The sequence below is a fragment of the Providencia sp. PROV033 genome, assembly GCF_028484855.1.
GTDB lineage: Bacteria > Pseudomonadota > Gammaproteobacteria > Enterobacterales > Enterobacteriaceae > Providencia > Providencia alcalifaciens.
Genome location: NZ_JAMPSW010000073.1, coordinates 1 through 13376, shown reverse-complemented (window position 1 = coordinate 13376; position 13376 = coordinate 1). Strand labels below are relative to the sequence as shown.

Here is a 13376-nt window from a genome sequence, read left to right as displayed (position 1 = left end):
TAAATCATGGTAAAAAACATAACATGTTATCGGGATTGTAAGGCAACTCATTATCCTGGTCTAAACCGTCATTAATCATTTTTAAAGCGAGTTGCCTGTTTTTCAGCTGATTGGCTTTTTATATCAACATCAGCTTCTAAAGGGAAATAGCTCCCTTTATCAAAATATCGCCATTAATTAAATCACAATACATCAATAATAGGACACGAATATGCGTATAACTGCGACGGCTTCCCCATGCCTAAAATCGGGGATGATTTCTGTTTTTATTACGAACTTAGGAAAATATAACGAAGGTGAACTGGTTGGTGAGTGGCTTGAGCTTCCAGCAACCTCAAAAGAGATCGAACACTGTTTAATGCGGATTGGCATTGATGGTATTCACTATGAAGAGTATTTTTTGACCGACTATGAATCCTCCATTAATGGCCTTTCTTCTTACATTTCAGAATATAGCCTTTTAGATGAGTTGAACGAGTTAGCCTCGCGATTAGCCATGTTATCGCCTGATGAAATTGACCTTTATCAGGCGGCAATTGAAATCGGTTCTTCAACGAGTTCAATCCATGATTTAATTCATTTAGCGGATAATTTAGATTCTTTCCAGCAATTAGCGGGGGTCAATAATGAATATGATTTAGGTTATTACTGGATAGAAGAAAGTGGTTGTTATAATTTAGCCCAACTGGGTCATTTATCCCATTACTTTGACTATGAACGCTATGGACGTGATGTTTTCCTTGAACAAGGAGGAATTTTTCACAGTGGAGGATATGTTTATCATACGGGGGGGTAGATAGGACAACAACATGAGAGTCAAGCCGCTTTCATCCCTCAAGGCGGGAAGTAAAGAATGTCGTGGTACCCCAATGACATCCATAAGCTAGAGTACCAATCAAACTAAACTCTATTTTAAGCCATCTTTACGGATGTCCGTAAAGATGGCTATTATGGTATTCTTTTTTTATTTAATTCAAACCATTAAATGGGTATTTATCTTACTGTTATGACAAATGCACTAGTAGAAGCAAGATAGCCACATCTTGACTTTCAACATAACACCCTGTGCACCATACGCCTTGGCGTAAGTAGAATGGGCGAGTGTTAATCAGGTGGCCGAGCGCACATTACAGTTTCAGCTTTTGGTTTGTCCTCTTCAGGGTTACCACCCCAGACCGCCACGATTTGGGCGATTTTGGCCTTAAGCTGTTCAGAATAGGCTTGGATACTTTGCCCCACATTAGTGGGCCAATGCGCAATCACAGTAAGAGAAGCACGCTATTGTTCCGGTGGCACTTGCTGGAAAATTCAATATCGGCAAAAGTTAACTGTTGGTACATGGGCGGTAATGGCTGTGATTTACTATGTAGCTATGACCTCACATCAGGGACTTATTCGCATCTTCCTTAGCCTTTCCACAGTTGATATTTACATTACAATGTAGGATAAGAGAGCTTTTCATTATAAGACTGGGCATCATCTTCCCAAACTAGCCGAACAACATGTTTTCGTTTCGTTTGCATATGAACAGCGGCTATAAGCTCAACGGATTGATACCTTTCAAGGCTTTCCATCGGAAATTTGTCAGTCACTTCTGATTCAATAACTAAATCGTTACCTTCGGGGAACTCAATTCTGACGTTTCTTGCAGTAGCAGCTCCTTTATTCCAAACCTTAAGCCGATACTTACTGCTGCCAAGTTTTATAATTGATGCACCAAGGTCAGCTTGCTTTCCTTTCAGAGCATCTTCATTTTCTTTTTCCAAGAGAATGGTGTTTAGCTTTTCTTGGCTTTCGACAAGTGACTTCTGCCTCTTATTAAAGCTGACCGTTTGCCATGTTGCGTAGCCAGATAAAAGGAAAGCTAATCCAGCTATCACATCACCAGCATCAATAGTTACTGGCATTACCTAATCCTTATATTCTTGCTACCAGAAAAAGCCTTTTTCAAAGATTTACGTAGTTCGTCTTGAACGTCTTTTAAAACTTCTTCCTTGATTTCAGAAAGGTGCTCATCAATATTTTCGCTATTCTCTTGAATAAGCTCATCTTTATTGAACTCTCTGCCACAAGATGCACAAGTCATTACTTGTATTGTTTCATCGCAACCGTCTTCGTAGGAAAAGTCTGAACAGCCACAAGTCGGGCAAAGCAAGCTTATACTTCTATTGTATTTTTCAGGATTCATGCTATTTCTCCATCATGTCAACAACCATACTTAAAATATAACCGCATGAGTAAGCGACATTTAGAATCAATCTGCTGACTCAATTTTCCAATTATTGTTATGTAACTAAAAGTGAGCTGTCAGTCAGATGAACTGACAGCCCGATATAAAAACGGAAACAACTAGCCGCTTACGACTCCCATCAATTTCGAGTAACTCGTTACAACATCATATTTGACATTTTCACTCGTGATCTCTGCATTAATTTTTTCAAAGAATTTCCTAGCACATTCAATCTTGCGATCTTCTATGCCACGCAATTCAAGCGAAGACATCGTTCCTTTAGTCTCAGCAATAAAGTAAATGTGTTTAACACTTCCTTCTTTGAAAGAAATAGCCCAATCAGGGTTGTAGTCGCCAACAGGCGTCGGTATCAGAAAACCACGAGGCAGTTTTGCATAAACCACGACTTCTTTGCTTGTATCAAGTTCGGTAACAAAGTCTCGTTCAATACCTTGTGAATCAACGACAACATAATCATAAATATGTTTATTAACGCCACTAACGGCTTTTGTCATATCTGTAATTTTTTGCTCAGCCGTGAATATATCAACATCATAAGATTCGTTAGTTGGATCATATGATAGCTTCTCGATAATCACCGATGCCTTTTGCTCTTTCACAAGGCGTGAAGCTTCAGCTAGAAAATGCTCAGGGTTCTGCTTAAATTGTGCAAATACAACAGGTTCTATACCCATCAGTATTTCGGCGTCTGTTGAAGCTCGTCACCTAATAGGTTGTTAAGGTTATCGATTATTTTCATCAAAATTTATTCCCTGCGCCAAGTTCGTTTTTGTGCATTAGTTACCAAGTTCTTTTTCAATCCCTGGAGCTAGCATGATGTTTTTAACTCCATAAAGTGTTGCTCTGTTCTTTAAATGCAATTGAGCTCCACCATCTTTTAGTGTGGCGTTGGGAGAACAATCCACATTCCAAAACCTAAGCAAGTACCCCGCAGTTGCCGCTCTAATCTCAACTTTCATCACGCCCCCCGTCATGCCATAGTCTAACTCAATCGCTTCGCTGTGCTCTATACGTGGGTGTGGCACTAACTCTAGCTCTACAAAGCGATTCCATTGCCGGTCTTGGGGTTCGAGCTCCATTTCAGACAAAGTGGAGTCTTCAAGCACAATAGCTGCTTTAATTCGAGTCAATACAAAGTCACGAAATTCACCATGCTCGCGGTCAAAACCACGAACGTGCCAACGCAGGCCATTGTCCACCAACGTATGCGGCACAATTTCACGTATTGTTTCACCGCTCGATAACGACACATAGGTGATACGCAAGGCTTTGCCTTTATGGATGGCTTCGGTGACTTTCGCCACTATCGATAAACTCGGTTTGTTAAGGTGATAAGGCGCTTCACACGCAAAAGGCGGTTTTACCTTGCCAGTAAAGCCATCGCCGAACCCTTGGCTAATTGTCGCCAATGTTCGAACGACGTCGTAGTCGAACAAGGGCTCAAATGCTTCACCTCGCTTATGCAACTTGAGCTTTTGGTCATACTCAATGTTACCTGGTGCAAGCACTCTGTATAGCGCGAAGTCTTTCGTTGCTTGTGTAGCTGCTATGCTGAAGCGATCGACTAAATCTGCCCGTACCGCTTCCCCCTTAAACAATAAGATGAAATCGATGTGAGCAATGCGATCCCGGATTGCTTGTGGCAACTGCGCTATCTTCGAAAGCCTATATGACTTCGCCCCTACCGTTTGTTTCAGACCATCATTTATCATGCGTCTTGTTTATCCCATTCAACCAATGTCTTAATACTCTGTTTATCAAGTCATGACTGGCATCGCATCATCACATTAAACTGATCCGCTCAACGCGGTTATTCATCCACACTGACTCAATCATCTCTACGGGTTGAAGCTGGACTGATGGATATAAAACACGGAATAGACTCCAACCTGATTAATTTTATTAGGCCTTATCCTATCATAAATTATTTTATAAGAAAGACTAAAAACCTACCCCAGAAGGGATTTAAGGACAAGAAACAGCGCCCTCCTGCTAAAGGAAACCAAGTAGCGTTTAAAACGATTAAGCAATTATCTTCACAGTTTCCCGTGCTGAAGCTCTGCAAGTTAATGAAAATAAGTCGTTCTGCCTACTATGCTTGGCTTAAACGCCCAGCAAAATTGATCACCGCAGAACAACTTAGCCTGTACCGCAGAGCCAAAGCTATCTTTGAACAGAGTCGAAATAGCTTAGGTTATAGAACGTTACGTAAACGGTTATGCAAAGAGGGCTTTAGCGTGAGTGCTTATGGCGTTCAAAAGCTAATGGCTCAGCTTGGCCTAGTCGTCACTCAGCGCGTTGCTTACAAAGTCACCACAAAACGCAAACACAGTGATGCCGTAGCCGATAATTAGCTCAATCAAAATTTTAATCCTCACGCACCTAACGAAGTGTGGGCGGGTGATGTGACCTATTTAAAAACAGGGGAAGGCTGGATGTATTTAGCCATCGTGATGGACTTATACTCACGCCGTATTGTGGGTTGGCACATCGATAAACGAATGACGGCAGATTTAGTCAGTAAAGCCTTGATGAAAGCGTATAACTTACGCCAGCCCGAAAAAGGTTAGTCTTTCATAGTGATAGAGGCTCTCAATATACGAGTAAGCGATATCGCCGCTTGCTAACAAGCTATGGTATTAGGGCAAGCATGGGTGATGTTGGAGCCTGTTGGGATAACGCTGTTGTAGAACGATTTTTTGGCAGTTTAAAACACGATTGGGTACTGAAAATCCCTCAGCCGACTCGGAAACAGATGAAAGAAGATGTTATCGCGTATATGCGCTATTACAACCTAGAAAGGCTTCATACTGCCAACGGTGATCTGTCCCCAATTGAGTATGAACAAAATTCCTTAAGAAAAGTGTCCTGATTTAGTTGCGCAGAACACCATTAAGCACACTCAATAATCCGAACAGCCTACCTCTTTTCGCTCAATTCTTGAAAATCCCCCCGATTTATATTCTTGTGAACACCTCATTTAGGGCGCATTCAATTCAATGTGTGACATTTATTTTTTAAATAAACGGGCTTTTTTATTTAGCTTAAGATTGTTGCAATTTTAATTGATTGATTTTTATTGCAAATTTAAATCGATCGTTGAAACCGATCAATTTTAATTTATTGATCTGTTAAACCTATTTGAACCCATTGGGGTTGTTGTGTAAATTAATAACAGCCTAACTTTACCGATAATAATGGTTGAATACTCTGATATATTGTTAATATTGGAGTAATATTTCATGTCTATTCGTTGAATTTTCTAAAAACTCAACGTGGTATCTCATATCTTGAATATAGGAAATCGCATGTCTGATATTGATAGTTTATCTAAAAAGCTAAGTACGACAACGCTTCAATTTGTGTTATTAACCCTAGTGACAGCGGGTATTTACCCGGTTATCTGGCTGTATAATGCCAGTAAACTGATTGGTTCGGAAACGCAGAGCGTCATTATTCATCCTTATTATTTTGTTGTTCCTTCCTTATTGCTGGGTTGGAGTATGTTCTTAGGTGATGCACAACTGATGATGTCAATGGGCAGCGATTTTTATAGTTTCTCTATCATTCTTTCAAAAGTGTACTTCATTGCGCTAATTGTTTGGGCGTTCAAAGCGAAAAGTGTACTACAAATGTATTATTTAAAAGTCCATGGGGTGGATATTAAACCTAATGCATTTTATACCTTGCTATTCTCCACGTACTACATCAATTTTTTAATTAATTCTATTTCAGAAATAAAAGAAAAAAGTGATTTGGTTCAAAAGGCTTATTTACAAAATGAGAAAAAAGCCAATCATAAAAATGAGAAATAACAATACCTTAAATAGATTGATAATAAATTAACATTAGAACAATGTGATACCGCGAATACAACTGGTATTTTTTAATTGTATTGCAATTTTATTCAATGACCATACAAGCCTCAAAGATAGCATAAAGATGAATACCGTTCGAGATAGATAAAAAAGAATGAATGCTCATGCTTATTATAAGCGAATACCTTTGATGTCTTTATCGTTTGATGATTTTAATATGTAAAATGCCAGAGTTTATTTTTATGGCTGAGTGAATTTATTCAATAGGCAAACTACAATGAAGAACGTTATTTTAATGATTATAGGGATATTATTGACAACCTCTTCTTTTGCTGATGAGGATTTTGATTTGAAATGTACGCTTGATGACGGTGTACAAATGACTGTCAGTCATGGCAGTCATACTGTCTATATCGCGTTCTTTGCTCCCGGAGATGATCCTGATGAAGGTGGAGGACTGATAAAATTGGATATCCCATCAGGTGAAGTTAAACAAGATATTTTATATAAAGATGGAAAAATACTTTTTTTTGGTCTTCGGGGGGATAGTCCAGAGAGTGAAAATGCAGTTGTGGTTTCATTCTATCGTGATATGAAAACATTTATTGGAAATAAAGGCACCAAACGTATTTATACGAATGAGATGTCATTTAGCCGTCAGAATAAAATGACAGGGGAAAATATAGAAGATAAATGTCTACCCGATACCATTAGACTTGGCCATTCGCTCACTGAAAAGGGCATTCCTAATGTTGCATATATTGAGTGATGTTAGAAAAATACTCCTTTTTTTAATTAAGAGACAATATAATGAAATTTAAATTGTTATTAATGATACTGACTTCATTTATCATACTGGGTTGTAGTGAAAATATGCCACCTAAATGTGATAGTAAAGAGACAAAAGAACTTTTAAATAAAGTGATTGTTAATTACTTTAATAATCTGGGCGTTGAGGGAGTTATACCCACAGTGACAGGACATGATTTAATTGAAAAGTATGAAAAAGCAAAAGAGTATTCCTGTGAAGCTCGCGTTGTTTTGCGAGGAGCTAACGGTAGAATGACCTCTGAAGTTATCAACTATTCTGTTTTTTTAGATGAAAATAAGAAAGGCCAATTTTTTGTTCAAATAGAAGATTGAATTTGTCATTGTCTTTAGCACAATAAATTACGTAAATTAACTCAAGAACAGTGGTAAGCAGAATAATCTTGTTAAACATTGAACGAATTATGAGCTAATAAAACTGTAGTGATATCTTAATGAGTTAAACAACTTAAGTAAAAAATGCAATTTCTTCGTGATGTAAAGGTTGATATAAATTTTATGGTGTATTTGCGATTTTCAGAAATTAGCAATTTTAGAATTGATATCAGTATGGGGTTATGAGTGGAATTAAGGTGAACATTAAGGATAGGGTTTTATGAATGATTTTTGTTTGATACAGCGAAAAGAATTAAATGCTATAGTTAAAAAGTATAAAGCGTTAATGTTAAAAAATAATAATGAAATAAGTGATAAAAAGTGTCTGGAAATATAGGGTCAAATACAATATATTATCACTGTAACCAAAACCTTATACAGCCTGACTTTTAAACATCGATATGGCTGGGTAAGGTGATGAATTTACCTCCTATTGAGATAGGCTCTAAAATATGTGATAGGGTTGTTATATCTCGTATTGACTTCAATAAATTAATAAAATTGATCTAAATCATTTTTTATTGTTGTTAACAACATTTATAGTTAGAGAATTTCAAGGAGATCATGATGCCTATCCCTGCACCTCCTTCTGTTTATCATTGTAGTGATTGTGGTTGGCATAAAACGGTGCCCCCAAAAAGTGATAATTTGGTTACTGGCTATGATTGTTTTACCGAATGCCCGAAATGTGGCAGTAAAGCGTTAAAAAGAACACCTGCAGGATCATTAGATACGATAATTTCAAAGTTCGGTTCATTATTTAAATAGTTAGCATCATTAAGGAGATTACTTGAAATTCGAAGAGCTAAAATCCCGACATAGAGTTTTACGTAACTCCTTACCTGATAATCTTAATCTGCGTATTCATCGAGCATTAAGTTGGTTACAACGAGCTGAAATGGCTGATGATATTGATGGTCGTTTTATTTTTCTTTGGATAGCATTCAACGCAGCTTATGCTTACGAAATTGATGAGCGCTGGCGTTTATCAGAGCAAGAAACATTTCGCGAGTTTCTAAATAGGATCTGCTTATTAGATACTACAAAACAAATTGATCATTTAGTTTGGCAAGAGTTTTCAAATAGTATTCGTATCTTGCTTGATACCCCATTTGTTTTACAGGGCTTTTGGGATTTTCATCGAGGAAAGATCACTGAATCTGAATGGAAAGAACGTTTATCCCAAGGGCAAAAAATTGCATCTCAAGCACTTTCTAGCGGTAATCCCCCCCAATTACTCAGTGTCATTTTTAATCGATTGTACACTGTACGTAATCAACTTATTCATGGTGGGGCTACGTGGAATAGCAGTATTAATCGAACTCAACTACAAGATTGTACTAAGCTTTTGTACAAACTCATTATCGTTATGATCGATTTAATGATGTCAAACCCAGATACTTTTTGGGGGGATGTTTGCTACCCTATTGTGGATTCATAGGTTATATTCTAATTTATAAATAATGTTATTAATTAAGATAGATTGATACTAGTTTAAAAGGATTGTTTATGCATGAAGATAATATTTCATTACTTTGTAATGAAGCGGATAGATTAATAAAAATTAACATTCAACTATTAGAAAAGATGATCAATGAGCCTGATATACTGATTGATGATAAAAAGAATGATGGGCAGCCATTATTCAATAAAGAAAAAGCAATTAAACGAATAGAAGAATTACGTGGTGAACAAATCAAAATAACTCGAAAAGAAATGGTTCTTGCTGTTGTTGGTACGATGAAAGCGGGTAAATCAACGACGATTAATGCTATTGTTGGTAAAGAAATTTTGCCAAACCGCAACAGACCAATGACTTCTATTCCTACACTAATTCGTCATGTGCCTGGTAAAATAGCTCCTAGTTTGACATTAAATAATATTGAGCCTATTCATAAATTAATATCTGATTTAAATAAGAAAATTAAAACTTCTGAAGGTAAGAAACGCCTAGATGATTTAAAAAAAGATCAAGAGAAAGTAAAGCTACTTGACATTATTAAGAATGATAGTTGGTTAACAAATAATTATAGTGGTGAGTCTGGAATCTATACTTGTTTGTCCTCTTTAAATGATTTAGTTAGATTAGCTAGCTCTTTGGGTGTTGAATTTCCATTTTCTTCCTATGAAGCGATAAATGAATTACCGGTTATAGAAGTAGAATTTAGTCACTTAGAATTACTTGATGAAAACCAAGGTATATTAACACTATTAGATACCCCTGGACCAAATGAAGCAGGTCAACCTCAATTACAAGTTATGATGAAGGATCAGTTGCAAAAAGCCTCGGCGGTTCTAGCTGTTCTTGATTATACCCAACTAAACTCTGAAGCAGATAAACAAGTTAGGCAAGAGCTTAATAATATTGCTGATGTTGCTGCTGGTCGTTTATTCGTATTAGTGAATAAGTTCGACCAAAAAGATCGTAATGGTGATGATGCCGATACTGTTAAGAGTTCTGTTCCGGCTATGCTTAAAAATGGCATGTTAACTAGTGAACATGTATATCCTGGTTCTGCACGACAAGCTTATCTAGCCAATAGGGCGCGTAATGTAGTTAGCCAAGACAAGTTATTACCTGAAGAAGAGGCTTGGGTTAAAGATTTTGCTGCTCTAGCTTTTGGCTCTATGTTTGATAAGGATGATCTGGAAGATAAAGATGAAGTTCTTAAAAGAGCTAATAGAATATGGCAGAAATCTTATTTTGATAAATTAATTGAAGAGGTTGTTAAAGCAGCGCACGCTAAAGCTGCGGCATTAGCAGTCGATTCGGCTGCAGCTAAACTAGTACAAAATGCAGAAAATACAAATGAATACCTCTCTATTCGTCATCAAGGCCTAAATATTAGTATAAAAGCTCTTAAGTCTCAAATTGATGGATTAAAACATGATATAGAAGAAATACAGACATGTCACAAAAGAGTTAGTGATGAAGTAAATTCATCAATGAATTTAATAAAAATAAAAACAAGTGAATTGTTACATACAGCTGATAAAGCACTTAAAGATCAGTTGGATGAATATTTTAAAACTGGTAGACGAAAAGAAAAAGAAGAGTTTGAATTAAATAAAACAGCTGTACATACATCTCAGCCAAAAAAACAAAGCGGTTTTTTTAATATGATTTTATCTGGTCTTGCCGGTATTTATATAGACTCAAGAACAGAAGACTTTAATCCTACAGAAAATGAAGTGAAATTTAATAATAGAAGTGATGCAGAAGAATTTGTGTCTAAAATAGAAAGTAGTGTATCAAGTTTATTATCGGATATTGAATCAGTAATAAAACCAACATTAGTTGATATCGTTAGCAGTATTGAAAAAAGTTTTCAAAACAACACTCTTTCTGCAATAGATAATATTGCACGACAAATTAATTCACGTTTAGAAAATGATGGGTTTACTGTAAAGATTAAATTTCCAGAAGTAAAAAACTTACAAGTGAATATTGCAACAAAGACTCGAATATCATCGATGTTAGAAGAACGAACTTCTACTGAAACAAGAAGGCGCCGAGCTAGTGGTGCTTGGGGTACTATTTGTGGTTGGTTAAATACAGATGATTGGGGATGGGAGGAGTATGATGTTTCAGTTACTCGTAGTATTGTCAATATTCGTAAAATAGAAAAAGCAGTGAAGTCTCAAACACAACAACATTTTAATGAGCTCAATCAATCTATTGAAGATAATATAAATCAACCTATTATGAAGGAAATTGAGAGCTTTTTTGCTCTATTCAAAGTGAAAGTTGAACAATTGCGTAACACTTTGATTCAAAGTTCAGAAGATCATAAGAATAGTCAGCATCAGCAAGAGTTACTAACTAAGCGTTTATTAGAGCTGAAAAAAATGACGCCTGATATTATTAAGGATAGTAAGTCTCTACAAGAAGATTTAGGACCGATCTTGTAATGAAAGAATTCAAAGATATTTTACCAGAGAGTCAAGCATGTCAGGTACTGACATGCTTACCTGAAAAATTTATTGTTGATTTTGCAAACGGTATTGATGTTGCACGAGATCATATCCGTTCTCAAAAAGAAAGATCTTTTTTTACTCGAATCAAAGAAGGTATGAGTGGAAAATCATCAGCTAGGCAAGCAGCTATTAATGCGACTCTCACTGATGGTGTGGAAGCATCTCTTACATGGTTAACCGAATTAACATCATCACTAGCAACGACTAACTATGCTCTTGCTCAAGTTAATGATCGTCTAACATCTCTCATTACAGATACAACTTCTATTGTCAACTACTCTGTAGAAACTCGCAAGCAATTGAAAATAATAGCAGAATCTGTACATATTCGTTTGTCTAATATGGAGCAAAAACTTAATAATATCGATAGGTTACAACGAGGGAAATTACATCTAGATACTATTTTATCTGGATGGAGTGCAGGGAGGTTTAATTCACTATCTCTGGCTGGGCGTTGTTACGTTGTATTAGAGGAGTTGTACTGGGGATCATTTGGTGATGTGATTCGGGAGGGAAAAGTAAATGAAGTAAAGGATATGCTCGATCTTCTTAAGAATAGGTCAATTGTGCAACTATCGATAGATTGTAAAAGTGATGCGACAACCCGACATGATACCAACATATGGCTATCTCAGCAGGGAAGATCGACGTCAAATGATGATTGGATTGATGCTATCGACTGGTTAGGAGACTGGTCTGATGCGGATAGGTATCCAATAGTATATTCAACTACTCAGCAATACACAAACCTCCCTCTTTGTATGCCAAGACTAAGTTCTGCTCAGCGTATAGCTGATAGTATGGTAGATGAAGTTTTTTCGAGGTGCAGAAATGATTAAGAATATGAAGGTTGGCCTCGCATTATCCGGAGGAGGAGCAATAGGTGCTTATGAGGTTGGTATAGTTAGGGCACTATATGAATCTGGTACAAATATTGATGTTATTGCGGGTGCTAGCATCGGGGCATTAAATGGTGCGATTATTTCATCCTCATCTGATTTAAAACAAGCAACTGAAAGATTAGAAGAAATTTGGAGGGTGTTAGGAAGTGATGAGATTTTATCTGTCAACCATTCTGCTTATCTATCATTCTTACTAGATTTAGGTCTTAGTTTTGGACTCAACCCTGTATTAAGTAAAAGTGGTGGAGTCATATACTCAATGCTGAAAAAAGCATTATTAACAGGAAAAAATCTATATTCAGATACATCGTTATTATCTGATCAACCCTTACTTAAATTGATGGAGCAATATCTAGATACAGACGCCTTAAGTAAAGGGGTGCCTTTGTTTGTATCCGTATATCCAAGTGATGGTGGATTTACAGATATAGCTAATTCTATAGCTGCTGAATTCGGCATTGGGGATACAAAGGATTCTGAGTTTTTACATATCCAGAGTTTACCACAAGATAAACAGCAAGAGGCTTTACTTGCTTCATCAGCCCTACCCGTATTATTTAAGCCTCGAGAGATTAATGGAAAAAAATACAGCGATGGTGGAATTGGTGGCTGGAGTAAGATGCAAGGAAATACTCCTGTAACTCCTCTGGTTGAATATGGTTGCAACATGGTTGTAGTAACTCATCTTAGTGATGGCTCAATGTGGGATCGACATGATTTTCCTGATACTATTGTGCTAGAAATTCGCCCACAAAGAACTTTAAAACGTAATGAGGGTTTTTGGGGAGGAGCGAAAGACCTACTTGGTTTTGATACTAAGAATATAAATTCTTGGATTAATCAAGGATATGAAGATACATTAATAGCGATTGAACGTATCCGTAGGCCACTTGTTGCTCGTTATGAATTACGCTCATCAGAAAACATGCTTGAAATAAGTTTAGCAAAGAATGCGTCGGTAGACTCAGATCTTAAGGATGCTATGTCTCGATTGAAGTAATTTTCGCGCTTATTAATTAAATCAAGATAACTAAATTCTTAAACTATAAAAATACAACAAAAGTTGAATATTTCTATAGAGTGGAGTTTATGTAAATAATTGTGTTTGCATTAGTAAGATCTGATAATCAGATCTTACTAATACGTTAGATAATCGTAACACACATCACACAAGCATAAGCGCCATCTCTGTCTTGGCGACGTTCAACATAAACAGCTAACACA

12 protein-coding genes and 1 pseudogene are annotated in these 13376 nt (G+C 36.7%); 9 read left to right on the top strand and 4 right to left on the bottom strand.

From position 1 onward, the window contains the following. Positions 1-211: 211 nt before the first annotated feature. On the top strand, positions 212-796 hold the full coding sequence (locus tag PSF16_RS12545; protein WP_272689355.1) for an antirestriction protein ArdA: 585 nt from the start codon (positions 212-214) through the stop codon (positions 794-796). A 637-nt stretch (positions 797-1433) separates the two neighbouring features. Here PSF16_RS12545 and PSF16_RS12540 read toward each other — a convergent pair. From PSF16_RS12540 to PSF16_RS12525, 4 genes are all read right to left on the bottom strand, one after another. Then, positions 1434-1907, bottom strand: coding sequence for a hypothetical protein (locus tag PSF16_RS12540; RefSeq protein WP_272689354.1), 474 nt, complete (start codon positions 1905-1907; stop codon positions 1434-1436). Continuing rightward, the gene (locus PSF16_RS12535; RefSeq protein WP_161729450.1) at positions 1907-2188 is read right to left on the bottom strand and encodes an ECs_2282 family putative zinc-binding protein; all 282 of its coding nucleotides are present in this window, start codon (positions 2186-2188) and stop codon (positions 1907-1909) included. Before PSF16_RS12535 ends, PSF16_RS12540 begins: the two co-directional genes overlap by 1 nt. A gap of 161 nt (positions 2189-2349) precedes the next feature. Further along, complete coding sequence (locus PSF16_RS12530) at positions 2350-2925, bottom strand: restriction endonuclease (protein ID WP_272689353.1); 576 nt, start codon at positions 2923-2925, stop codon at positions 2350-2352. Positions 2926-3027: 102 nt separating this feature from the next. Further along, positions 3028-3759, bottom strand: a complete 732-nt coding sequence (locus PSF16_RS12525) for a WYL domain-containing protein (protein WP_442959252.1) — start codon at positions 3757-3759, stop codon at positions 3028-3030. A gap of 426 nt (positions 3760-4185) precedes the next feature. Here PSF16_RS12525 and PSF16_RS12520 point away from each other — a divergent pair. The 8 genes and pseudogenes from PSF16_RS12520 to PSF16_RS12485 all read left to right on the top strand — a co-directional run. Then, a pseudogene (locus PSF16_RS12520) lies at positions 4186-5123 on the top strand (IS3 family transposase); the annotation flags it as partial. 436 nt (positions 5124-5559) lie between these two features. Then, positions 5560-6066 (top strand): hypothetical protein, encoded by a 507-nt coding sequence (locus PSF16_RS12515; protein WP_272689351.1) that lies wholly within the window; start codon positions 5560-5562, stop codon positions 6064-6066. Positions 6067-6346: 280 nt separating this feature from the next. Continuing rightward, complete coding sequence (locus PSF16_RS12510) at positions 6347-6838, top strand: hypothetical protein (protein ID WP_272689350.1); 492 nt, start codon at positions 6347-6349, stop codon at positions 6836-6838. A gap of 41 nt (positions 6839-6879) precedes the next feature. Next, on the top strand, positions 6880-7212 hold the full coding sequence (locus tag PSF16_RS12505; protein ID WP_219245876.1) for a hypothetical protein: 333 nt from the start codon (positions 6880-6882) through the stop codon (positions 7210-7212). Between the two features lie 850 nt (positions 7213-8062). Then, a complete protein-coding gene (locus PSF16_RS12500; protein ID WP_272689349.1) occupies positions 8063-8713 on the top strand; it encodes a HEPN domain-containing protein in 651 nt (216 codons plus the stop codon). A gap of 68 nt (positions 8714-8781) precedes the next feature. Beyond that, positions 8782-11184: a dynamin family protein gene (locus PSF16_RS12495; RefSeq protein WP_272689348.1), complete on the top strand. Its 2403-nt coding sequence runs from the start codon at positions 8782-8784 to the stop codon at positions 11182-11184. Beyond that, positions 11184-12089 carry a diguanylate cyclase regulator RdcB family protein gene (locus tag PSF16_RS12490; protein WP_272689347.1) on the top strand — a complete coding sequence of 302 codons (906 nt, stop codon included), beginning with the start codon at positions 11184-11186 and terminating at the stop codon, positions 12087-12089. The genes PSF16_RS12495 and PSF16_RS12490 overlap by 1 nt, the downstream gene beginning before the upstream one ends. Further along, positions 12082-13152 carry a patatin-like phospholipase family protein gene (locus PSF16_RS12485; RefSeq protein WP_272689346.1) on the top strand — a complete coding sequence of 357 codons (1071 nt, stop codon included), beginning with the start codon at positions 12082-12084 and terminating at the stop codon, positions 13150-13152. The genes PSF16_RS12490 and PSF16_RS12485 overlap by 8 nt, the downstream gene beginning before the upstream one ends. Positions 13153-13376: the final 224 nt, after the last annotated feature.